Source organism: Bradyrhizobium sp. WSM4874, from assembly GCF_055811835.1.
This window is the reverse complement of sequence record NZ_JBVVPR010000001.1, coordinates 67,737-89,779: the sequence shown is the minus strand read 5'-3', so window position 1 is coordinate 89,779 and position 22,043 is coordinate 67,737. Positions and strand designations below refer to the sequence as shown.

Below are 22,043 nucleotides of genomic sequence, written 5' to 3'. Positions count from 1 at the left end.
GAGTTTTTGTGACGTTCGTTCCAATCCGGACCGCTAGCTATTGTCTCACGCGAAGCAGAGGGGCTGCCGCAAATTCCAACGCCTCTCGGCGGGAACCGAACGGGAACGGCGTTAATTCATCCCGCCGCGAAGCATTGGCGCAAAATTTGACGCGCAACTCTCACTTCGAGTGCTTCGGCGCGCTGCCTTGGTGGAAGTGCTCAGCGCCTGATATCTCCACCCAGGCATGTTTCGACTGCTCGAAAACCGAGCGGATGGGAGCCGGGTAGTTCGGAGCCGCGATCGCGCCGACTGCAACGCCGATCATCGCGGGCAGATTGTCCGCCTTCCAATAGACCGTCGAACCGCACTCGGGGCAAAAATAGCTGCGGACCTTGCCGCCGCTTGCGGCTGTCCGGACGTACTCCTTCGACGTTCCCGAGATCGCGACGCCCTCCGCCGGATAGAACGCACCGACTCCGAACGGCGCGCCGGTTCGACGCTGGCAGTCAATGCAGTGGCAGGCGACGACGAGGCCGGACGGTCCCGGAAGCGACAGTGTGAGCGCGCCGCAACGACATCTCGCGCCGATCATCGAAACTCCTTCCTCTCAGTTGGCTGACGGGTTCTGTCGCTCGGCTGGAGCGCAGGGCGATCCAGGACGGACCCTCACTCCTTCGCAACCTCGAACGCCAGCAGTGCGTTGCCGGCGACACCGCCCCATTGTCCGTAGCCGGAATTGGTGTAGAGCATGCCGCCAGCGATGATCGGCCCCGGGCCGTCGATCGCGCCGCCATGAGCAGGGGCGCCGTTCACCGTCGTATAGTCTCGCGCCGTGTCGTATTCCCACAACAGCTTTCCATCGGCTGTCGCGTAGGCGCGCAGGAACCCGCTGACGCCGCCGGAAAACACGACGCCGGGGATCAGGCTCACGGCAGCCGAGAGCGGCTGCATTGGAGGCGATCGCCACAGGCGACAGGAGATACTTCCATCGCAATTTTTCCACTGGCGAGGTCGAGGCCGAACAGACCGCCGCCTTGGGTGGAATCGAGCCGCCGCGTACCATCGCGCAGGAACCGCACGTCGGAGTTCGCGACATAGATGCGATCCTGGTCGGCGGCCGAGCCCCACTCGCTGCCGCCGAGCGCACCGCCCTTCCCGATCCGCGTCTGCCACAGGATTTTGCCGCCATCATCAGGATCGAGCGCGTGCACGACGCCGGACTTCTGCGCGATGGCGAGAACGCGCCTGCCGTCACGCAAGGTCACGAGGATCGGCGACTGGCCAAAATCGTGGTCAGGCCCGTGATCTTCCGGACAATTGGTCTTGTCCGCGCCGAAGCACGCGACGATGAAGGCGTCGCTCGGGGTCGCTTGCTGCTTCCAGAGCAGCTTACCGGTCGCAAGCTCGAAAGCGAGGACCGCATCGGCGGTTGCGGCCGGCGGATTCGAATAGGAATTGCTGGTCGCGACGTAGACGGCGTTGCGTTTCGGATCAATCGTCGGTGCCGACCACACCGCCGCGCCGGACGGGCCGAATAGCTGCGTGCCTCTTGCATTCTTGCCGGTCGGGTGCGGCACCTCGGGGATCGTGTAGGCCTGCCACACCGGCTTGCCGGTCACTGCCTCGAGCGCGACCACGCTGCCGCGGAAAGTACAGCATTCGTAACTGGCCTGCGAACCGGCGGCCTCCTCCAGCGAGGAGACCGGGACATAGAGCACGCCGGAATGCAGCGTCGGTGCTCCGGTGATGCGCGCTGCCGGATGCTCCTCGATCTTCGTCTTCCAGATCAGCGCGCCAGTCAGTGCGTTCACCGCATAGGCATTGGCGCGCAAGTCACCGAAGAAGATCGCGAACTGATCGGTGCCGGGAAGCGGCCCGAAGCTGATCGCCGCGCGCACCGCGGCATCGGTCGGCAGCGTCCACAGCGTGCAGCCGCTTCGCGCATCGAGCGCGCGCACCTTGCGGTCAGTGCCGCCGATGAACAGCAGACCGCCCACAATGGTCGGCGGCGCAAACGACACCGAGGCGCCGGGAAAGGCATAAGCCCATTTCAGCCGCAGGCGCGGCACCTCTTCCGCGGTCAGGCCGGCCATGTCGGCCGGCTGGAAGCGGCTGTTGCCAGCGTCGACACCCCACCCATTCCAGCGCGGACCATCGAGCGGTTGCGGAAAGAAGTTGACCTGCTGCGTGCAGCGTCCCTCCGCATCGACTGCATTGTCGCCCACCGCGGCCTTGCCGGTGACGAAGGCAGCAATCGCGCGCCGTTCCGAGTCGCTGCGGTCCTTCGCCATCGCCGCCATGCTGCCGGAAGTCAGCGTTCCCAGCACATGATCGAACGACATCGCCTGCATGGCACCGCGGCCTGGCACACGGCTCTGGCCATCACCGCCATCGTGACATTGCGCGCAGTGGCTTCCGTAGAGCGAAGCGCCGTCCTGCTGCGCCAGCGCGGGCGCGCAGCACCAGACCAGCATGGCGACCACGACAACACTCGGTCTCATGGCGTGCTCCGGCGTCGTCACCGCAATGCGAGACGGCATCATGCAACCCAAAGTATAGCGCGACGGCAATCACTGACGCAACGGACGTTCAGCCCGCGTCCGTCACGTCCCCGGGACAGTGAGGACACGATCGGGCAGTTCATCCATCGCCCACAGCCCGAGGCTCTTGTCGCGCCAGCCGCCATTGCCTTCTTCGCAACGCTCGTTGATCAGCGCGTGCGGTGCCGGCCAGTCGAACGGCGCCTTCTCCATGTTCAGCGCCCGCCAGTCGCCGTCCTCGCAATCGCGATTGCCGTCCCATTCGGGAAAGGTCGTGACCAACAGGAAATGCGCCCCGCTGGCGCGAAAGTTCGCGACGGCACGGGCGATATTGCCGAAACTCAAATGCACCAGGCAGTCCCGGCACAGAACGACATCCGCGCGCGGCAGTGCATCGCGCGTGATGTCGGCAACGAGAAATTGGCCTGACAACTCGCCGCCAGCCACCCGCTGGCGATTGGCCGCGATCAGCGACGGCACGATGTCGATGCCGGTATAGTCGAGATCCAGCTTGATGCGGCCGATCCAGCCCGCGTCGCCGCAGGGCGCATCGAGCAGCGAGTGCGCGCCGAGCCGTTGCAGCAGTGCAGGAAGCGCCTCGCGGATCGCGGCGGTCGCGGGATCCTCGGAGCCGAGGCCCGACACCGAACTGGCTGCGCCCCACAGGTTGGTCTGCTCGATCCGCTCGAACCGCGCGGCGAGATCGAGGCCCGCGAAATTATCGCGGTCGGCGACGAACCGCTCATGGGCGAGCACGGGTGAACGCTTGGAGATCATGGACGGGATGTGAATTCCGGCGCAGCCGCACTATACAGGCAAAGCGAGCGGTCCGAAACGGTCCGTAAGCGAACCTGCTTACGTCATCTGTCGCGTCTGGTCCCCATGCGCCCCACCACAGCCAAAGAGAAGGCCAGGATCGCCGCCGGCGCGGCGGCGGCCATCGTCATGACGGCCGTGCTGTTCGCATTCGCAATGGGATTTCTGCTGGCGCGATGAGTGCGTAGCGCGGCGGACGAAAGCCGCCGCGCTGACTCAGGCGGCGCGCACCGTGTGGAGGAATTTCCCGACTTGGTCCTTCAGCCGGTTGCTGTCGGTCGCCAGCATCTTGGCGGTGGAAAGCACCTGCGAGGAGGCCGAGCCGGTCTCGGCCGCACCGCGCTGCACGTCGGCGATGTTGGTGGAGACCTTCTGGGTGCCGTGGGCGGCCTGCTGCACGTTGCGCGAAATCTCCTGGGTCGCGGCGCCCTGCTCCTCGACGGCCGCGGCGATGGTCGAGGACACTTCCGACAGCCGCTCGATCGTCGCGGAGATGTCGCGGATCGCGTTGACGGATTCCTGGGTCGCGGTCTGGATGCCGGAAATCTGCTGGCTGATCTCGCCGGTCGCCTTGGCCGTCTGCTCGGCCAGCGTCTTCACCTCGGCGGCGACGACGGCAAAGCCGCGGCCGGCCTCGCCGGCACGTGCCGCCTCGATTGTGGCGTTGAGCGCCAGGAGGTTGGTCTGGCCGGCAATGGTGTTGATCAACTCGACGACATCGCCGATGCGCGTCGCCGCAACCGAGAGCTCGCTGACGCGCTCCGTTGTGGTGCGGGCCTGGATGACGGCCTCGCCCGCCATCCGCGCGGATTCCTGCACCTGCCGGCTGATCTCGTTAACCGAAGAGGACAGTTCTTCCGTGGCGGTCGCAACCGACTGCACGTTGACCGTGGCTTCGCCCGAGGCGACCGCGACGACGGAGGTCAGTTCCTGCGCACGTTGCGCGGTGGTGGCCAGCGTCGAGGACGACGCTTCGAGCTCGGTGGACGCCGAGCCCACCGTCTCGATGATCTCGCCGACCGCGCGCTCAAAGCCGTCGGCAAGGTTGACCATGTCGCGCTTGCGCTGATCGGCGGCCTGCTTCTCCACTTCGACCTGCGCAGCCTTGAGGCGCTCGACCTCGATCCCGTTGGTCTTGAAGATTTCGACCGTCCTGGCCATGTCGCCGATCTCGTCGCGCCGGTCCTTCTCGGGCACTTCGGTCTTGAGATCGTTGCGGGCAAGGCCCTCCATGGCGAGCTTGAGGCGGGCAATCGGCCGGGACATCGCGTTGAGGCCGATGAACAGCGCGATCGCGATACCCAGGATCAGGCCGCCGGCGCTGACGCCGATCACGGTCCAGGTTGCGGATCTGGCGTCGCGGTTGATGGCGTCCTTGCGCTTGGCAACCGCCTGTGCGGTCTCGCCCACGAACTGGGCAATGCGCCCCAGGGCCGCATCCATCACCGGGTCGCACTCCTTGTGCGCGCGTTCGGATGCCTTCGCGTTCTCTTCCGGGCTGCTTGCGAGCGAGCCTGCCTTCAGCACCGGATCGCAGCCGGCGAATACGGCTTTCAGCTGGTCGCCGATGCTCTTGATCTGGCTCGCGCGCGCGGGATCGTCCTGCTCGGCTGCGTCGAGGTATTGGCGGATTTCATCGCGGTTCTGGGTCGCGGCCTTGAGGCGGTTGGCGTTGCCCGCCTCCGTCGCCTCGGTGAAGACCGCATAGAGCGCGGCATGATAGGTCTCGGCGCGGCGCTGGGCTCGCGTCAAGTTGAGCGCTGAGGATTGCGCGGCGGAAAGCTCGGCGAAGCCGTCGACAGTCGCCGAGAGTTCGCGCGTGCCGAAGCCCGCGACGGCGACCATGGCAAAGCCCATCACGGCCACGATCAGCGCGACCTTCCACACGATCTTCAGATTGTTCAAAACGCTCATTGCAGCCGCCCAGTGATTTCCGCCGGCGCATATTCCCAGCACCGTGCATTGGAACCAGCTGACGTTAAGATTTGATGCCAAACATCCCGAGTAGTCTTACGGAAAACTAACTATTTAGGCTTTCGCCGTAAGCTTCGCGTAAGCTTCGGACTATTCGGGGAGCGAGCCTGGCGTGGAAAACCGGAACCGGTCGCCGGCGTCAGTCGTTGTCGGTCCATGCGGATCAGGGAAGAAAACCGAAACATATTTCTGCTGGCGACCGTTACGCTGTGCTGTAGCGCACTGGCTGGAGCAATTGCGCTGTTCGAACCGGCTCCGGCAAAGCAGCAGGCAGAAGCGTCGGCGATCGGCATGATCGCTCCGACGCCAGTTCGGGTGGTCGGGGCCCCGTTCGAGCCCAACCTCAATCCGCGGGAGCGCTAGCGCTCACACCGGCGAGACGTCGGCGCCCTCCTCGGGACGGCGTTTGGCGCGGGCCAACTCCTCAACGATCGCGATCACCTCCGCCCGTTTGTCGGGCGGCAGCGACAGGAACGCGCGGACGAGTCTCAGGCCCTCCGCTTCGGTCGAATGGTCTGCTTTGGCATCCATTCCCCACTGTCGGGCGGTCGGGAAAAATATGCAATCCCCCGCCCAACACCTTCTTGATTCGGCTGGCCAGCTTTGCTGGAATAGCCCCAACAGGGGTGCACCATGAAGTGGATCGCGGAACGCGACGCGCTGATTGCGCAGACAATGGCCTTCGTCCAATCGGTAACCGGCAAAAAGGATGACTTGCATCCACCGGAGATCCCGACGGCGGCAGTGGCCGTGTCGGTGCAGATCGTCCCCGCCAACACCGTCGTCGAGACCGAGCCACTTCAGGCCGCTCCGCCGCAGCCCTTACCTCTGCCTCCGCCGCGGATGGCGAGCCACGACGTCCGCACCGAGATGCAGGCCCGCATCGCCAATTTCCGCAAGCATCAGGAGCGGTTCGAGCGCGAGCGCGAGGAATATTGCGCGGCCACCCTGACCAAACTGCGCGCCGCCATCGGCGACGCCTCCCCCCCGTCCGCCGGCTGACAAGTAAAGCCGGGGCCTCCCGTCGCGGGCTACAGCCAGGACCACACCAGCCAGAGATTGGCCGCGCAGGCGCCGAAAAGGGCCAGCGTGAGGGGCAGCAGCATGTGCCCGCAAGAGGTTTTCAGGTCGGTCGTCATGGCCGAAAACATCCCCTGATTCCGCCAAACGAGTCCCGGGGATTCTTTTTTTCGGGATTCAGGACTCGTTAAGGACTCAGGACCCGGCGACCCCGTTCACGGCGGCGTGATCGACCTGCCGATCGGAACCCCTCCCCCGCAAAGTCGTTAACGCGCTTTCCGGGAGCGGGAAGAATGCCCTACGCCCTGTTCTGCAACGACGCCCAGATCAGCAAGGCCTATCCTGATGAGTCCGACGTCTGGAGGCTCGCGCAGCGAAGTGGCTTGGTGGTGGACGTAACTGCGGATGACAACCGTCCCGGGCCCCGCCGGGTGCTCGACAACGATTATGAGATCAAGCCGTGCCGGGCCGCACAGGGGGAGGACCCGGCCCGGAACAAAGACGAGGCCGATCGCCAGGCCAGGATGGAGCTTGAACTCAATTCCTGAGGACGGCTCGAAGCCACAGCTCAGAAAAATCTCAGGGCGTCGCGGTTGCCAGCGAGGCCTGCTCGCCAGCCATAGCCACGCAGGCCTTCCGGCGATGCAGCCCGCGGATCGCTCCGGTGACCTTCAGCACCTTGCCGGAAGAGCACGAGGCATCCTTGACGAAGGCCACCTCATAGGGTGCCAGCATCAGAGGCTCGGATTTGAGGATTGTTTGGGCAGCGCACGGCAAACCGACGAAGCACGAGAGCACCACTGCCGACACCAAGATACGCATGTCCGTCGTCCCACCAGCCCGGTAATTGTCATATAACGCGTTCCGGCGCGCGAGTTCCGTAAGCGGCAAAAATTATTTTTGCTTTACCCAAGCTCCATGACGCGCGTGAGAAAGCGCCCGCCAGAACGTTTGCTTGCAAATGACGCGCCAGATGGTTGACGCAATGCAAACAAAACTCGCCAACGAGGGCCGGGCAAACGAAAGGCCGGCGAGAGCCGGCCTTTGTCAGTTCGTGGTCATTGGTGGCGCGTCAGTAGCGCGAGGCTGCCGGACCGCCCCAGCCAAAGCGGTAGTTCACACCGACCTTGACGGTATGCTCGTCCTCCCGGCCGCGGACGCCGACAACGTCGACCGGACCGGAGGTGATCGTCGTGCTGCCGAAGTTGTAATACTGGTACTCGGCCTTGGCCGACCAGTTCGGCGCGAACATGTATTCGAGGCCAGCGCCGACAGTGTAGCCGTCTTTGCTGTTGCCGGTGGCGGTGAAGGTCTGCGGGACGCCGGCGATATTGACGCCAAGGCCGCCGTTGCGCCAGGCATAACCGCCCTTGGCGTAAAGCAGCGCCGGACCCCAGGTGTAGCCGATGCGACCGGTTACCGAGCCGAGCTGGTCGGTATTGGAGGTCACCTGCGTGCCGAGCGGGAACGTGGCACCGCTATTGTTGGTCGGCAGCCAGGAATACTGGGCCTCGACGCCCATGACCCAATTGGGCGCGAACTGGTAGTCGAAGCCGCCCTGGACACCGCCGAGGAAGCGCGCGTCGCTCGACTGGAAGCTGCTGTCGCCGGCAAAGGCGCCGCCGACATGGCCGCCGATGTAGAAGCCGGTCCAGTTGTAGATCACCTGCGGCGGCGTGTAGGCCGGCGCCTTGGTGTAGGTGCGCGCCTGCATGTCGGCTGCGGCAGCCGGCGCGGCCAGCGCAAGCAGGGCAACTGCACCCAGCAAAATCCTCTTCATGATCATCCCCGTTCTTTCAATTACGACACTCAGGAAACAACGTGGCGTGAATTGGGTTGCTTCGCGGCGATGCCGGAACGTTGATCGTTCGTGACTGTGACGGAGCGGCAACAACACGCCGTTTTGTTCCGTCCCGCAGGCTGGTGCCGACGGTTTTTTCCGTCGGCTGCAACCTGCCGTACCGATTAGTCGCAACGCAAAACCACCCCGTTCAAAGCTCGCCGAAATGTGATCCCGCAACTCCGGCGGGCTCTGTTCTATCACCCGGCGATGAAGGTGGGCTTTGCGCTACCGCGTCATCTTTTCAAGTTCCGGAAAGGGTACGTAAACCGCGCCCGCGCACAGCTCGCTGGCGCGATCGACGACGCGGTCCGCCCGGCCGTTGACGAAAATCACGGCGCGTTCTCTCATGGCCTTGTAGGTGCCGTCGGTCTCGCGTGGGGTGAAGTGCAGGCAGCTGACATAGAACTGCCGGCCGCCGACCTCGCGCTGCACCGGCTCGGCCATACTGGCGTCACGCACGCCGACGGGGTTGTTCAGGTAGGTGCGCATCAAGGCCAGCGTATCGCCGCGGAAATTATCCGGGAACGGTTGTGGGCCTCCGGCCTGGGTCCCCTCCATCAGAGCCGGACGATCACCGCCGCTGCCGAAACATCCCGTGAGCGCCAGCGGCAGTGCCAGCATCAACGCCAAGCTCACTGCGCGTTCCGCTAGTCGCCGCACCGCTCACGCTCTCCGCTCGATCAGTCTCGGAGACGTTCCAGCCCCAAGGTTGCAATGATGCATGTCTACAGGTGTTTTGCCCGACAAGTCAAACGGCTTCGTAAAATCCGCAGATGAGCCACCCGTCGAACCATTGATTTATCTAGCATCGGCTACTGTGCATGGGGTTGTTTTCGAGGTTTTGGTTGCGGCCGCCAAACCTGGGACGTTGCTCGCGGGCATCATCATGGTCGTACCGGCCCGCCGCCAGCACCTCGAGCTTTCGCGCAAGGCGTGACGAACGGGCCCGCCTGAATTCCTCACGCGGCGGCTGGGGCAATGCTAGGACGCCGCCGCGCAGGATCAGTGGTTAGCTGCGCTTGTCCATCGTCGCCGGCTTGGTCACGTCCGGCTGCGTCTTCAGCGACTTCTTCGCTGAGAGACGCTTGTGGTGGTGGCGATGCGTGCGCACGGTCTTGTGCTCGTCGGGTGTGACCGCGGCGTTGGCATTCATCGCCTTCGACTTCGCGTCCACCTTGGCATCCACCTTGGCGTCGGCCTTGACGTCCGAAGCCTTGACGTCCGAAGCCTTGGCACCAGCCTTGAGGCCGGCGTCGGGTTTCGCGGCGGTGGTCGACACCTTGGTCTGGCTCTGGTCCGCCTTGATCACCGGCGTGGTCGTCGTGGTCTTGCCGGTCTCGGCTGCGAAGGCCGGGGCTGCGATTACGGAAGCTGCGAGCAAGGCTGCGGAAATGGTCTTCAACATGGTTGGTCTCCTCTTGGAAGGATCTTGAGGCGGGCGCCCTCTCGCCAACCCTTTGATCGTAGGTTGGAGCCTAGGGGGCACGCACTGAACCCAATCTGAAGCCCGCAGCAGGCTTCCGTTCATCTGGATGACAAGTTTGTCATCCGGCCGCAGGACGAATAGGCCGGGATGCCGGGAATGTTTTTGCCTGATGGGTGTTCCGGTCTTTGGGCAATCGTGTAGGATCGCCACGTTCCATACCGGAGAACTTCGATGCGCAAACTCTCAACGCTTCTTGTGCCGGGACTTGTCGCCATGACATTGGCGGCCGGGCCGGCTCTGACCAGCGCCTATGCCGCAGGTGGCGACACCCCCTCCTCTCCGCCGGCGTCGGACACCTCGACCAAAAAGGGCAAGAAGAAGAGCTCCTCCATCAGCGATCCGAAATTCCTTGCTGCCTATCGCACCGCCTACACCACGATCTATGACAATCACGACTACACCGGCGCGATCGGCCAGCTGAAGTCGCTCAAGCGCGACGACGTCGCCGACGTCGCCAATCTGATCGGCTATTCCTATCGTAAGCTCGGCGACTACCAGTCGTCGAAGGTCTATTACGAGCTGGCGCTGAAGGACGATCCGAACCACGTCCGCACCTGGCAGTATTATGGCCTCTGGCAGCTCGAGCAGGGCAACCGCGAGCAGGCGCAGTATCACCTGAACAAGCTCGCCTCGCTCGCCGGCACTGACAGCTCCGAGTATCGCTCGCTCGCCGCCGCGCTCGACAAGCCGACCGGCGCGACCCTCGTCTATTAGCGCATCGCATTTTCGAATGAGGCGAACGGGCACAACCGCAGGGTTGTGCCCGTTCTGCGTTCTCGGCTAGCTTGCCCACCAGTCCTCCCCTCGCAAATCGGTGCGCAATGGACAAGTGGCTGCGATCCGCGATCGACTACATCGGCTCCTGGATCGAATTCCAGCACACCACAATCCAGCAGCCGGGCGTCATGGTCGCCTTCGTCCATCGCGGCGAGGTCGTTGCCGAGCATGCGTTCGGCCTCGCCAATCTCGACACCGGCGAGAAGCTCACCCCGCGCCACCGCTTCCGCGTCGCCTCGCACTCGAAGAGCTTCACCTCCGCCGGCGTCATGAAGCTTCGCGAGCAGCGCAAGCTCCGGCTCGACGATTCTATCGGCCAATATGTCGCCGGCCTGCATCCGCGCGTCGCCGAAACGACGATTGCGCAAGTGCTCTCGCACAGTGCGGGACTGACGCGGGACGGCGCCGATTCCGGCCAGTTCATCGACAGCCGTCCCTATCTCGACGCGAGCGAGCTGCTCGCGGAATTGAAGCTGCCGACCGCAATCGAGCCGGGCACACGCTTCAAATATTCCAATCACGGCTTTGGGCTGATCGGTCTCGTCATCGAGGCCGTGACGAAGGAGCCCTACCCGGTCTGGATCAAGCGCGAGATCATCGAACCCGCGGGCCTGCGCGAGACCGAGCCGGATGCACCGCTTCCCAAGGGCGCGTCGTTCGCGCGCGGCCACACCCGCAAGCTGCCGTACGGGGAGCGATGCGTGATCCCCGGCGACAATCCCGCGCAAGCGATGGCCTCCGCCGCCGGCTTCATCGCGACCGCCGCCGATACCGCCCGCTTCTACGCGCAGCTCGCGCCCAATGCGAAGAAGAGCGTGCTATCGGTCGCGAGCCGCCGCGAGATGACGCGAAACCATTGGCGCGTGCCGCAAAGCTTCGAGGCCTACTACGGCCTCGGCGTCAACGCCGGCAAAACCGACGGCTGGGATTGGTTCGGCCATGGCGGCGGCTTTCAAGGTTACATCTCCCGGACCTGCTCCATCCCCGCTTGCGAGCTCGCGATCAGTATCCTCAGCAACTCCATCGACGGCGCGGCGCCGTTCTGGATGGACGGCGCGATGCAGATCCTGCGCGTCTTCCAAGCCCGTGGTGCACCCGACCGCCGCGTGCGCGACTGGACCGGCCGCTGGTGGACGATCTGGGGCGCGAACGACCTCGTGCCGGTCGGCAACCGCGTGCTGGTCGCCAATCCCCAGTTCAACAACCCGTTCATGGATGCCGCCGAGATCGAGGTCACCGGCCGCGACACCGGCAAGCTCGCCTGGGCCGCCGGCTACTCCAGCCACGGCGAGCCGGTGCGCCGCGTCCGCGACAAGCGCGGGAGGATCAGCGACGTCTGGATCGCGGGCGCCAACGTCAAGCCTGCGGCCGTCGTGGCGCGCGAGATCGCGCGGAGATACAAGCCGCGCAAGCGACGGCCTACTCCCGAATGAGAGTCTCGACCTCGCTCCGAAGGGCTTGGCGCGAGCCGTCGCGCGAATAGAACATGTGGCCGCCGGGATAGACGACGAACTTGACTCGCTGTGTTGCGAAGGCCGGCAACTGGTCGAGCACGCGCTTGGAGCCGAAATAGGGCGTGGCGAGATCGAACAGGCCGTGCGCGACCAGCACGTTCAGCTTCGCATCCGTGGCGAGGATCTGGCGCAGCTCGGAGACCGACTGCGGCGGGTTGATGCCGCGGCCGAAATCCCAGTGACCCTCGACGGCGCCGTTCAACACCTCGTAGGAGCCATCGGGCCGCCAGTTGAGCTTGCGTGTCAGCAGCTCAACCGCGGCGCTCGTCAGCGGCGCTTGCAGCGCATCGCCGGAGGGATCACCGAACCGCGAGCTGCTCGAATCCGGATAGGGATCGAAGCCGCGCACCGAGGCATCGTAGCGCCCCGTGACCTTGCCATTCTTGCGGTCGAACTCGCGGCGGAATTCGCCGACGTCGAAGCGGCCGGCAAGCCGGCGGCTGACCGCCTGGTCGATGCCGGTGAGCTCGGCGACCTTGTCGGCAAGACGATTGGTCGCCTCCTTGTCCGCCTCGCCCTTGACGAGGTCGGCCAGGAATTCGCCGCGCGCGTAAGCCTCGACATCGACGAGATCGGCGCGCTTGACCGGGCCTTTCGCCTCGCGCGCCACCGCGACATAGCTCGGCAGCGTCGCGACATATTGCAGGAGGCTGGTGCCGGTGAACTCGCGGAAGTCCAGGAGCGGCGACACCAGGATCAATCCCCTGACGCCGACGCCGTGCTGGAGCTGCAACTGGCGCACCACCTTCGGCCCGCGAATGCCGCCATAGCTTTCGCCGGCGACGTATTTCGGCGAGGTCAGCCGGTCATGCTTCTCCAGCCAGCGGCGGATCACCAACGCGATCGAATTGACGTCGCCGTCGACGGAGTAGAACGATTTGCGCGCGTCATCGCCGGTCGCGACAAAGCGGCTGTAGCCGGTGCTGACGGGATCGATGAAGACGAGATCGGTGAAATCGAGCCAGGTCTCCGCGTTCGGCTTCACCTCGGGTGAGGCGGACGGCGACAGCGCTTCGCCATCGAGCGCTAGCCGCCACGGCCCGGCCGCGCCGAACTGGAGCCATGCCGAGGACGCTCCGGGCCCGCCGTTGAACAGGAACGTCACCGGGCGTGTCGCACGATCGGCGCCGTCGAGTTCATAGGAAGTATAGGCGATGTCGGCCAGCGGCTCGCCCTTGCCGTCGAACACGCGGATCGATCCGGCGGTCGCCGCGAAATTGAGGGTGCGGCCGGGAAGATCGAGCGTCTGCTTCGTGGTCGAATCCGACGGAAGACGGTGCGGCTCGGCGGATGACGATGCATTCTGCGACGCGCTTTGTGCGCCGCCGCGACCGCCCTTTTGTCCGGCCGCCGCCTCGGCGCGCAGCTGCGGCGGATCGTCGGCGCGCGCAAATCCTGCGAGCGCGACTGCCGACACTGCCAGCACCAGCACCAGCACCAGCGTCGCACGGCGGAGCGCCGGGATCTTCATGTTCATGATCGTTCTCCCTGCCCGGCTGCAAGAACCGGCGCGGACGGTGAGGCTAGCTCGGAATTGCGACGGTTTGGGGGATCACAGGCCCGGCCGCGCCTGAAGGGCCCGGTTAGGCATAAATCGACCCGGTTTTGTCTTCAGGCCGAGATGGCCAGTTGCCAGTCTCCTTTGAAGGGCGGTCCTCCTCGACAATCGAGGTCGAGATCGTTAGACGAGCCCGGCGGAACTTTCTCCAGCCAGCGGCCCTGCCCGGAAGCCATGACCAAGCCAGCGCGATACGACCGGATCGCCTTCGTCGCCAGCCCGAGCAGCGAGGCGCAAGCCGCCTTCGGCCAGCTCACCAGGGACTTCGGCAATTGCGATCCGAAGGACGCCGACATCGTGGTCGCGCTCGGCGGCGACGGGCTCATGCTCCAGACGCTGCATCAGCACATGCATACGGGCAAGCCGATCTACGGCATGCACCGCGGCACCGTCGGCTTCCTGATGAACGAGTACTCGACCGTCGATCTTCGAGCCCGTCTCGAGGCGGCGCAGGAATCCGAAATCCACCCGCTCCTGATGCGCGCGACCGACGCCAACGACCGCGTCCACCTGCATCACGCCATCAACGAGGTCGCCCTGTTCCGCCAGACCTACCAGGCCGCGCGCCTGCGGATCCTGATCGACGAGCGCGAGCGCATGTCCGAGTTGATCGCCGACGGCATCATGGTGGCAACGCCGGCCGGCTCGACCGCCTACAATCTGTCCGCTCAGGGACCGATCCTGCCGATCAACGCCGCGCTCCTGGCGCTGACGCCGATCAGCGCCTTCCGCCCGCGACGCTGGCGCGGCGCGTTGCTGCCGAACACGGCTTACGTCGTGATTGAGGTGCTGGAGGGCGACAAGCGCCCCGTGGCGGCGGTCGCCGACCACGACGAGGTGCGCGATGTTCGCCGCGTCGAGGTGCTGTCCGACAGGACCATCTCGATGCGCATGCTGTTCGACCCCGGTCACAGCCTGGAAGAGCGTATTCTGCGCGAACAGTTCGGCTCTTGAGCCGCCTCGCCGGACTGCAGATCGCAACCCTTCATTAACCCCCGGCGAGATATGGTTAACGAAAGTTGACCGCTCCGGCCCGGGCTCCATGTTCCGCATCGATTTCAACAAGCTGCGTTTCCTCGTCTGCGACGACAATCCGCACATGCGCCGCATCCTGCGGACGCTGCTGCATTCCTTTGGCGCGCGCGAAGTCTACGAGGCCGAGGACGGCGCCACGGCGCTGGAAATGTACAGCCATTATGTGCCCGACATCGTCATCACCGACTGGGCGATGCCGATCTTCGACGGGCTCGAGCTGGCGCAGATGATCCGGCAGCCGGAATCCAAGGGCAATCCCTACGCGCCGATCATCATGCTGACCGGCCATTCCGAGAAGCGCCGCGTCACGGTGGCGCGCGATGCCGGCGTCACCGAATTCCTGGCCAAACCGATCTCGGCCAAGGGGCTCTACCAGCGCATCCTCAACGTGGTCGCCAGTCCCCGCCCCTTCATCAAGACCAAGACCTATTTCGGCCCGGACCGGCGCCGCAACATCAACTCCGCCTATATGGGCCCCGAGCGCCGCGTCGGCGAAAAGCACGAGGTGCTGCAGCAGCCCTCGCTGCTCGACAAGGCCCGCTCCACCATCTAGCGCAACGTCTCTCACGATCGAGGCCGACCATGGCGAAGAACAGCGCAAGAGACATCGAGATCACGGCCTTCGCCACGCATCAAATCATCACACAGCCCAACCCGCTGCGGTCGGTCCTGCGCCGTGTCGAAGAGAAGGACATGGACGATCCGGTCGGCCGCGCCGAACAGGCACTCGCGGGCCTCGCCGGCGAGTTCAAGGACTGGATGGCGACCGAGATCAATCGGCTATCGGCCGCCTACGTCGCCATCCGACACGACGGCTTCACCAAGGACAGGCGCGACGAGTTGTTTCGCGCCGCGCACGACATCAAGGGCGATGCCGCGACCTTCGGCTATCCGGCGGCGGCGGGCGTAGCCGAGAGCCTGTGCCGCGTCATCGAGCACGCGCCCGATCTCGAAAAGGTGCCGGCCGAGTTGTTCACGCACCACATCAACGCCATCCTCGCCATCGTGCACGAGAATACCAAACTCGACAGCATCAGCGTCTCCGCCGAGCTCGGCCGGCGCCTGCGGAAGGTCGCCGACGACTATCTCGCCCACGCCAACCGCGACCGCCCCGAGCATCTCGAGGTGATCCTGGCGCCCAGCATCGCGCCGGCGGGGTAGCTTTTCCCTCTCGTCATTGCGAGAGTAGCGAAGCAATCCAGACTGTTCCCGCGATGGGATTCTGGATTGCTTCGCTACGCTCGCAATGACGGAGTTTTCGGGACCGGCTCGAACTACGCCGCAATCAGCTCGCCATACACCGGATCAACCGTCTCGTCCGCGACCAGCTCGTCGCAGAACAGCCTTGCCTCTTCGCGGGCGGATTCGGTGGCGAAGCGGCGCAGCAGGACCATCAGCGGCTCCGTCGCGCCGCGGTCGGTCTCGCAATGGGTGAGCACGCGCTCGACCATGCGGCGGCGCAGCCGCGCCGCATTGTCGTCGCTGTCGACGAAGCCTTGCTCGTGGCAGGCATCGAGGGCGACTTGGAAGGCCGCAAACGTCGTCTCGGGAAGCCCGGCGCGACGGAGCAGCGCGTGCAGGCTGTTGCCGCCGCGATCGTGCAGCAGCGCGGACACGCGCGCCAGCGGCAACTCGGCGAGCTCAGCCAGCGCCGCATCGAACAGGTCGAGATTACTCGACAGCAGCGCGCGCAGAATGAGACCCGCGGTGAGTTGGCCGGTGATGCGCAGGTGCCGAACCAGACCTTCCATGTCTTCGCCGCGCGAGCGCGCCGCGATGTTCATGGTGGAGCGGTCGCGCGCCTCCGTCGCGATGCGCTCGGCGCGGTTAGCAGTCAGCCAGTTCCGGGCCACGACGAATTGAGCCAGCGTCTCCGAGAGTTTTGCCACCAGCGCGGCGCGCGTTGCGGACGGCAGATCCTCCAGCACCAGCATCGCCTCGCGGATCGCAGCGAGATGGCCGTGACGCTCGACGATGCGATCCCAGGAGAACGGCGCAAGCTCGGCATGAGGATTTTCGATCAGCTCGAGCGCTGCCGCCGCGCAGCCGACTTCGGCAATGGCGGCGCAGACCGATACCGGCAGCGCGATGCGGCGCGCGACCGCGCACTGCACCTCGTCGCTACCGGTCGCGACGATGTCGACGAGATCGGCGTCGATCAGCAGCGGAGAATGTTCGAGCACGGGCAACGCGACGGTCGGCTGGTCCGCCGACAGCGCCCGCACGATCGACGCCGGCGCCTCGGTGCTGCGCGCAAACGCCTCGGCCATCGCCTGCCGCACCAGCGGCGAGGCATCGTCGAGCAGCATCAGAAGCGCGCCTTCAGCGGCAACACGGTCGTCATGGGAAAGGTCTGAGATCAGCCAGGCCCGGGCCAGCGCCCGCGTTGCCTCGGCCCGCTCGCCAGCGGGCGCCGTCCTGATCCAATTGATGAACTGCCGAACGATCATGGTGCTTCCGGCTTACGCAACGAAGACGAAGCGGTGACGGCTTGTCACCTGCAACACAAAATAAACCACGACGCTTAACAAAGCGTTCACCATAACTGGCTGGTTTTATTGACGTTTTATTAAGGGAACAAAGGCGACCCGCACGCGCCGGGACGTGCGCAGCAGCGTTCACGCTGCGACGCGTCCGAGACACGGGGTGCGTGTTAGCTTGAGAACGTGCCGCTGCGATCGCTGAAAAGGTCAAGCGGCTGCGGCGGCCGGACGTCGGGCGTCGCCGATGCGGCCGAGGTCGCGACCGAGGTGAGCGAGGCATTGTTGCCCCACAATTTCTGCACGGTCGTCGAGACCGGCTGGGTGGTGTCGCCGGGCTGATAGATCGAGCGAAACACCGGCGTGCTCGGTGCATTGTCCGCGACCGTCATTGGCGCTGTCGCGCTGACCGGCGTCACCGCGCGTGTGTTCGGAAAGGTCTGGAGATACGCGGCATTGTCGATCAGCGGCGCGGCAGGCTGTACGCCGTTGGCGCTCGCGACCTGCGTGGTCGACGGCGTGCCGCCATAAATCGCCATCGCGCTGCGGGTGGCTTTCGAATTTGCCGCGCTGGCGTAGCGTGCATCCAGCACCGAATAGACCTCGGAGACGCTGCGCGCGCGGCCGTCCTTGGCGTAGAAGATCGAGCGATTGGCGGAGGCCGCGTTGGGAAACAACCGCGCGCCGACCGCTTGCGGATTGTCCTCGGCATTGGCGATCAGTTTCGCGGCGCCGCCGACCCCCATGAAATGCGCCATGTAGAGTTCGCTGTCGGACGGCCTGCGGCCGAGCAGGCCGGTGAGCTTGAAGCTGTTCGATTGCGTCAGCGCAGCCGCCATGCTGGACGCGGCCTCCGGATCGTCGCGCAGCTTCATGATCGACCGCTTCATCGCGGGATCATCGACGGTGTAGGTGCCCGACGACGTCCTGGTGATGGCGTCGGAGTAGTTGCCATAGCCGAGCTGGGTACCCGCTTCCTTCACCGTGCCGAGCCAGGTCTGGTCGATGAACTGGTAGAGCCCGTGCGCTGATGACGTAGTCGCCCCCGCCGTGGGATCGAAATCCGATTCCATCTTGGCGGTGGTCAGCATGTATTGGAAGCTGACGCCACCGACGTTCGAGGCCTGCTTGATCGCACCGGCGACGCGTGCCCGCGACGGATCGAGAACCGCCGTCGGAGAGGCACTGGAATTATCGACCGACATGATGAAATGCCCGCCCCGCGCGGCGTTGAGGGGCGCCGGCAATTCGGCGCCCTAATCGTATCACCGTGGGACAGGTATGGTTAATGCGGGGTTAATTCGGGCCGGCACCTCCGCATGACGGGAGGACTACTTCTTGTACACCGCGTCCGGATCGAACAGCCTGTCTGCATCGACGAAGACGAGCCTGGCGCCGCCGTCTTCGGCCTCGACCTTGCGGTAGAAGCAGGAGCGGCGGCCAGTGTGACACGCGGCACCGATCTGCTCGACACGGAGCCAGACCGCATCCTGATCGCAATCGGTGCGGATCTCGACCACACGCTGGGTCTGACCTGAGGTCTCACCTTTTCGCCACAAGGCATTGCGCGAGCGGCTGAAGTACCAGGCCTCGCCGGTCGCGATGGTCTTGCGCAGCGCCTCGTCGTTCATGTGCGCGACCATCAGCACGTCGCCAGTGGCGACGTCGGTCGCAACGACGGTCACGAGGCCGGCCGCATCGAACCTGGGAAGGAAGGCGAGACCTTCCTCGGTTTCATGAGAGTGAGCGGACACAACGCCCTCGCCGGTCTGTTCGCGAGGTCAGCGCTGCAGGCCTCGCACCAGGGACAGAAAACGGGCCTGCTCCGCCGGATTGTCGCGGAACATGCCGGTGAAGCGGCTGGTGAAGGTGGAGGCGCCATGCTTGGCGACGCCGCGCACCGACATGCAGGTATGCTCGGCCTCGATCAGCACGGCAACGCCGCGCGGCTTGAGGATCTCGTCGATCGCCGCCGCGATCTGCGCGGTCATGTGCTCCTGGGTCTGGAGCCGGCGGGCGAAGATGTCGGTGAGGCGCGCAAGCTTCGAGAGGCCGACCACGCGTTCCACCGGCGTGTAGGCGATGTGCGCCTTGCCATAGAACGGCATCATGTGATGCTCGCATTGCGAGGTGAACTCGATGTCGCGCACAAGGACGAAATCATCATAGCCGGCGGTCTCGCCGAAGGTGCGATCGAGCACCTCGGCTGGGCACTGGTGGTAGCCCTGATAGAGTTCGTCGAAAGCCTCGACCACGCGGCGCGGCGTGTCGAGCAAACCCTCGCGGTTGGTATTCTCGCCGATATAGGCGAGCAGCGTCTTAACCGCCTGCTCGGCCTCGGCGCGCGCGGGGCGCGGCTGGTCGGCGCGGACGGCGGCTGCGAGGAATTCGGAAGGATCAAGCTCCGCCGGACGGCTCTCGGGCTGCCGGTCGGAGGGCTTGTTGGGGCGGATGGATTTGATGGTAGCGTCCATGTCTACTCCGTTCGACGGCCTTGCGGCCGGAGTGTCACCGGCAGACGGGGCGGCGAACCGCCGGACGCCTGAGAGAACAGTTTCGGCGAAAAGATCTGCAAGTTAGAACGCCGACAGCACGGTTCTGGATCACACCACTGTCGCAGCGCTGGACTGTTTTTCCGCCAGTTCCGACCCTATATAGGGCCGTGGACGGCGCACGCCAAGGCCGATCCTGCTGGACTCCATCACATGCTGAACGACATTTATAACAAGCGGATCATCGAACTGGCCGGGAATATTCCGCGGCTCGGGCGGTTGCCGGATCCCGATGCCACCGCCACCGCCCACTCCAAGCTGTGCGGCTCGACCGTCAAAATCGACCTCAAGATGGAGGGCGACAAGGTCACCGACTTCGCCCACGACGTGAAGGCCTGCGCGCTGGGACAGGCGTCTTCATCCATCATGGCAAGTCAGATCGTCGGATCGACTGCGAGCGAACTCCGCGAGTTACGCGAAACTGTTCGCAAGATGCTGAAGGAGAACGGCGCGCCTCCTGAAGGCAAATGGGAAGAGATCAAGTTCCTCGAGCCGGTCCGCGACTACAAGGCGCGCCACGCATCGACGCTCCTGACCTTCGATGCCGTGGTCGATGCCATCGGGCAGATCGAGGCTAAGGCGAAGCAGCCGGCTGCGGCGCAAGGCTAATTCCGGAGGCTGATTCCGGGCTCGTCGCTGGGCCCGAAATGAAATCGGCAATTCGAGGCTACTTCTGCGACGCCGCAACCGGCGTGGCCACGCTGCCCGTCGGGACCAGCGCTTCCGCCGTCTTGGTCGATTTGGCAGGCTGCTCCGGTTCCGCACCGAACCTCGCCTGGGTCTTCGGTGCCAGCTCCGCCATTGCCGGCGCCGAGATGTCGACATGCGGCAGCACGTCGGCCACGAGATCCGTCGTCACGAGATTGGTGAGCTTGAGCTCCCCTGCATCGAGCTCGTGCAAATCTTCCCAGGGCGGGACGCTGAGCGCGAGCGACAGCAGATCGCCGGCACCGCCCATGTCGAACGTGTATTTGGCGAGCCGACCGATGTCGCGCTCCACAATCATCAGGTCCTGCGCGCTGTAGCTCGCCGCCTTGGCATCATCGGCGCGATCGCCCATCCAGATCTGGTGGACCCGCACATGGGCCGCTTCCGGCACGTAGCGCTTCTTGCCGGCCAGCAGCAGGAATACGCACATGGATTCGCAATAGGCCTGAGGCGCGACCGCCGGACGAACCGTCTGCCCGCCGCGGCTCTGAACGCTGATGCCGACGGTGGTCAAAAGTCCGAGATTGCGGAAGCGCCGGCCGAGCGTGATCGCGTCGTTGACGGAACCGCCGCTGGAATCGAGCACCACGGTGGCGCCGCCGAGCTGGCGTCCGCGGGAAAACTCTTCGAAGTCCCTGGGCGTATCGGCGGTGATGATGCCGACCGCGCTGACCCAACCGCGGCAATTCGGCTCGCAGGCGACCCAGCCGAACTTCATCGGCAGCTTGCGCTCTTCGAGGGCAGCACCGGCCCGAGCCGACGACCCGAGGGTCGCGACGGCGCCAGCCAACACGACTCCACAAGCAGCGGTTCCCACCAGCAACCAGCCGCGAAGTTTGAGCGCCTTCAGAAGTTTCAAACTGGTCCCTTCCCCAAGTCCCAAGCTTTGACCCAAGCCTTACAGCGAACCGACTCAGCCAAGCCCCGTTCTGACGTTCCAATGAGTCTCACATGAACGTCACAAAAATGGTATCCGGGGGAATACAGCTCGTCCATAGGCACTTGCTGCACTGCTCCCAAAAAGCATGCAAAATATGACGTACAAACAACAGCTTACAGTTCCCTGCACCGGAACCGCGCAGAACCTCGCCCACGATCTCAGCAAAGCGCCCATGAAGCAATCAGCCTGCGAGCACTGTTCCAATCCCGTCGCGGGCGCGCTCCGGCTTCCGCGCAAATTCGGCCGTGCGCTGATCTGGCTCTACCGCCACACGCTCTCGCCGCTGGTTGGCTACAATTGCCGGCACCTGCCGACCTGCTCGGTCTATGGCGACGAGGCGATCGAAAGGTTCGGGCTGTGGGCCGGCGGCTGGATGACGCTCGCGCGCCTGCTCCGTTGCAACCCGTTCGGCACCTCGGGCATCGACAACGTGCCCCTCACCGCGCCACAGGGCGCACACTGGTACTCGCCTTGGCGCTACGGCCGCTGGCGCGGCGTCAACGCATCCCAAGACTGATGCGGCTCCTTAGGCGTCGCTACCCTGAGTGGAACCGAAATTCTCCCCTCGCGTTGATGTGATGCTCCCGCGGGAGGAAACAACAATGCGCTGGAAAATCAGCCCTCATTTTCGCGTCAGGTCTAGACCGGATTCGCGGGGTGGTTCGCGAGGCCACGATCCCAGAACCCTCGACATGATCGCCATCATCGCTCTGCTAATGCTCGTCGTCGGCTCCGGCTGGTATTTGGCGACGAGCACTGCCACGCCGCCCAGCACGACGGCATTCATCGTGCCGAGCCAGAGCGTGCACTGGTAGGGC

General features: G+C 64.8%; 27 protein-coding genes. 11 read left to right on the top strand and 16 right to left on the bottom strand.

The features are described 5' to 3' along the window. Window positions 1-160: 160 nt before the first annotated feature. The 6 genes from AC0L3P_RS00485 to AC0L3P_RS00460 form a co-directional block, all read right to left on the bottom strand. Window positions 161-574, bottom strand: a complete 414-nt coding sequence (locus AC0L3P_RS00485) for a GFA family protein (RefSeq protein WP_473300791.1) — start codon at window positions 572-574, stop codon at window positions 161-163. Between the two features lie 74 nt (window positions 575-648). Then, entirely contained in the window at window positions 649-933 is a 285-nt protein-coding gene (locus AC0L3P_RS00480; RefSeq protein ID WP_473300790.1) for a hypothetical protein, read from the bottom strand. Beyond that, on the bottom strand, window positions 909-2,483 hold the full coding sequence (locus AC0L3P_RS00475; RefSeq protein WP_473300789.1) for an outer membrane protein assembly factor BamB family protein: 1,575 nt from the start codon (window positions 2,481-2,483) through the stop codon (window positions 909-911). The genes AC0L3P_RS00480 and AC0L3P_RS00475 overlap by 25 nt, the downstream gene beginning before the upstream one ends. A 102-nt stretch (window positions 2,484-2,585) precedes the next feature. Beyond that, complete coding sequence (locus tag AC0L3P_RS00470; protein ID WP_473300788.1) at window positions 2,586-3,299, bottom strand: class I SAM-dependent methyltransferase; 714 nt, start codon at window positions 3,297-3,299, stop codon at window positions 2,586-2,588. A gap of 255 nt (window positions 3,300-3,554) precedes the next feature. Then, window positions 3,555-5,252, bottom strand: coding sequence for a methyl-accepting chemotaxis protein (locus AC0L3P_RS00465; RefSeq protein ID WP_354058571.1), 1,698 nt, complete (start codon window positions 5,250-5,252; stop codon window positions 3,555-3,557). Window positions 5,253-5,678: 426 nt separating this feature from the next. Beyond that, window positions 5,679-5,843 (bottom strand): hypothetical protein, encoded by a 165-nt coding sequence (locus AC0L3P_RS00460; RefSeq protein ID WP_275168354.1) that lies wholly within the window; start codon window positions 5,841-5,843, stop codon window positions 5,679-5,681. Window positions 5,844-5,945: 102 nt separating this feature from the next. On the opposite strand from AC0L3P_RS00460, the gene AC0L3P_RS00455 reads away from it, so the two are divergent. Together AC0L3P_RS00455 and AC0L3P_RS00450 are read left to right on the top strand one after the other, a co-directional pair. Further along, window positions 5,946-6,314 carry a hypothetical protein gene (locus AC0L3P_RS00455; protein ID WP_473300787.1) on the top strand — a complete coding sequence of 123 codons (369 nt, stop codon included), beginning with the start codon at window positions 5,946-5,948 and terminating at the stop codon, window positions 6,312-6,314. Window positions 6,315-6,625: 311 nt separating this feature from the next. After that, window positions 6,626-6,880, top strand: coding sequence for a hypothetical protein (locus AC0L3P_RS00450; protein WP_473300786.1), 255 nt, complete (start codon window positions 6,626-6,628; stop codon window positions 6,878-6,880). Between the two features lie 31 nt (window positions 6,881-6,911). Here AC0L3P_RS00450 and AC0L3P_RS00445 read toward each other — a convergent pair whose 3' ends face one another. The 3 genes from AC0L3P_RS00445 to AC0L3P_RS00435 all read right to left on the bottom strand — a co-directional run bounded on the left by AC0L3P_RS00445 (window position 6,912) and on the right by AC0L3P_RS00435 (window position 8,796). Then, a complete protein-coding gene (locus tag AC0L3P_RS00445) occupies window positions 6,912-7,154 on the bottom strand; it encodes a hypothetical protein (RefSeq protein WP_473300785.1) in 243 nt (80 codons plus the stop codon). A gap of 250 nt (window positions 7,155-7,404) precedes the next feature. Continuing rightward, on the bottom strand, window positions 7,405-8,112 hold the full coding sequence (locus AC0L3P_RS00440; protein WP_354058565.1) for an outer membrane protein: 708 nt from the start codon (window positions 8,110-8,112) through the stop codon (window positions 7,405-7,407). Window positions 8,113-8,400: 288 nt separating this feature from the next. Beyond that, the gene (locus AC0L3P_RS00435) at window positions 8,401-8,796 is read right to left on the bottom strand and encodes a hypothetical protein (protein ID WP_473300882.1); all 396 of its coding nucleotides are present in this window, start codon (window positions 8,794-8,796) and stop codon (window positions 8,401-8,403) included. A 100-nt stretch (window positions 8,797-8,896) separates the two neighbouring features. Here AC0L3P_RS00435 and AC0L3P_RS00430 point away from each other — a divergent pair, with 100 nt between their 5' ends. Then, a complete protein-coding gene (locus AC0L3P_RS00430; protein WP_473300784.1) occupies window positions 8,897-9,112 on the top strand; it encodes a hypothetical protein in 216 nt (71 codons plus the stop codon). Window positions 9,113-9,184: 72 nt separating this feature from the next. Here AC0L3P_RS00430 and AC0L3P_RS00425 read toward each other — a convergent pair whose 3' ends face one another. Beyond that, a complete protein-coding gene (locus AC0L3P_RS00425; protein ID WP_473300783.1) occupies window positions 9,185-9,580 on the bottom strand; it encodes a His-rich protein BRANT in 396 nt (131 codons plus the stop codon). A 252-nt stretch (window positions 9,581-9,832) separates the two neighbouring features. Here AC0L3P_RS00425 and AC0L3P_RS00420 point away from each other — a divergent pair, with 252 nt between their 5' ends. After that, the gene (locus AC0L3P_RS00420; RefSeq protein ID WP_354058561.1) at window positions 9,833-10,375 is read left to right on the top strand and encodes a tetratricopeptide repeat protein; all 543 of its coding nucleotides are present in this window, start codon (window positions 9,833-9,835) and stop codon (window positions 10,373-10,375) included. Window positions 10,376-10,482: 107 nt separating this feature from the next. Beyond that, entirely contained in the window at window positions 10,483-11,871 is a 1,389-nt protein-coding gene (locus AC0L3P_RS00415) for a serine hydrolase domain-containing protein (protein ID WP_473300782.1), read from the top strand. Here the strand turns inward: AC0L3P_RS00415 and AC0L3P_RS00410 are convergent. Continuing rightward, complete coding sequence (locus AC0L3P_RS00410) at window positions 11,858-13,429, bottom strand: S10 family peptidase (RefSeq protein WP_473300781.1); 1,572 nt, start codon at window positions 13,427-13,429, stop codon at window positions 11,858-11,860. The two genes, AC0L3P_RS00415 and AC0L3P_RS00410, sit on opposite strands and share 14 nt — an antisense overlap. Window positions 13,430-13,684: 255 nt before the next feature. Between AC0L3P_RS00410 and AC0L3P_RS00405 the strand changes: the two genes are divergently transcribed. The 3 genes from AC0L3P_RS00405 to AC0L3P_RS00395 all read left to right on the top strand — a co-directional run bounded on the left by AC0L3P_RS00405 (window position 13,685) and on the right by AC0L3P_RS00395 (window position 15,706). Next, entirely contained in the window at window positions 13,685-14,464 is a 780-nt protein-coding gene (locus AC0L3P_RS00405; RefSeq protein WP_007602648.1) for an NAD kinase, read from the top strand. An 88-nt stretch (window positions 14,465-14,552) separates the two neighbouring features. Next, window positions 14,553-15,098 (top strand): response regulator, encoded by a 546-nt coding sequence (locus AC0L3P_RS00400; RefSeq protein ID WP_007602647.1) that lies wholly within the window; start codon window positions 14,553-14,555, stop codon window positions 15,096-15,098. Window positions 15,099-15,127: 29 nt separating this feature from the next. After that, window positions 15,128-15,706: an Hpt domain-containing protein gene (locus AC0L3P_RS00395; RefSeq protein ID WP_354208630.1), complete on the top strand. Its 579-nt coding sequence runs from the start codon at window positions 15,128-15,130 to the stop codon at window positions 15,704-15,706. Between the two features lie 113 nt (window positions 15,707-15,819). On the opposite strand, the gene AC0L3P_RS00390 is transcribed toward AC0L3P_RS00395, so the two are convergent. The 4 genes from AC0L3P_RS00390 to folE all read right to left on the bottom strand — a co-directional run bounded on the left by AC0L3P_RS00390 (window position 15,820) and on the right by folE (window position 19,499). Next, window positions 15,820-16,995 carry a DUF2336 domain-containing protein gene (locus tag AC0L3P_RS00390; protein ID WP_473300780.1) on the bottom strand — a complete coding sequence of 392 codons (1,176 nt, stop codon included), beginning with the start codon at window positions 16,993-16,995 and terminating at the stop codon, window positions 15,820-15,822. Between the two features lie 203 nt (window positions 16,996-17,198). After that, window positions 17,199-18,272 carry a lytic transglycosylase domain-containing protein gene (locus AC0L3P_RS00385; protein WP_473300779.1) on the bottom strand — a complete coding sequence of 358 codons (1,074 nt, stop codon included), beginning with the start codon at window positions 18,270-18,272 and terminating at the stop codon, window positions 17,199-17,201. An 84-nt stretch (window positions 18,273-18,356) separates the two neighbouring features. Then, the gene (gene hisI, locus AC0L3P_RS00380) at window positions 18,357-18,779 is read right to left on the bottom strand and encodes a phosphoribosyl-AMP cyclohydrolase (protein ID WP_275168366.1); all 423 of its coding nucleotides are present in this window, start codon (window positions 18,777-18,779) and stop codon (window positions 18,357-18,359) included. A gap of 27 nt (window positions 18,780-18,806) precedes the next feature. Next, a complete protein-coding gene (gene folE, locus AC0L3P_RS00375) occupies window positions 18,807-19,499 on the bottom strand; it encodes a GTP cyclohydrolase I FolE (protein WP_007602630.1) in 693 nt (230 codons plus the stop codon). A 231-nt stretch (window positions 19,500-19,730) separates the two neighbouring features. Here folE and AC0L3P_RS00370 point away from each other — a divergent pair, with 231 nt between their 5' ends. Beyond that, a complete protein-coding gene (locus AC0L3P_RS00370) occupies window positions 19,731-20,186 on the top strand; it encodes an iron-sulfur cluster assembly scaffold protein (RefSeq protein WP_473300778.1) in 456 nt (151 codons plus the stop codon). Between the two features lie 58 nt (window positions 20,187-20,244). On the opposite strand, the gene AC0L3P_RS00365 is transcribed toward AC0L3P_RS00370, so the two are convergent. Further along, the gene (locus tag AC0L3P_RS00365) at window positions 20,245-21,144 is read right to left on the bottom strand and encodes a COG3904 family protein (RefSeq protein WP_354058544.1); all 900 of its coding nucleotides are present in this window, start codon (window positions 21,142-21,144) and stop codon (window positions 20,245-20,247) included. 253 nt (window positions 21,145-21,397) lie between these two features. On the opposite strand from AC0L3P_RS00365, the gene yidD reads away from it, so the two are divergent. Together yidD and AC0L3P_RS00355 are read left to right on the top strand one after the other, a co-directional pair. Next, window positions 21,398-21,742 (top strand): membrane protein insertion efficiency factor YidD, encoded by a 345-nt coding sequence (gene yidD / locus AC0L3P_RS00360; protein WP_275168369.1) that lies wholly within the window; start codon window positions 21,398-21,400, stop codon window positions 21,740-21,742. 85 nt (window positions 21,743-21,827) lie between these two features. Beyond that, complete coding sequence (locus tag AC0L3P_RS00355) at window positions 21,828-22,040, top strand: hypothetical protein (protein WP_473300777.1); 213 nt, start codon at window positions 21,828-21,830, stop codon at window positions 22,038-22,040. Window positions 22,041-22,043: the final 3 nt, after the last annotated feature.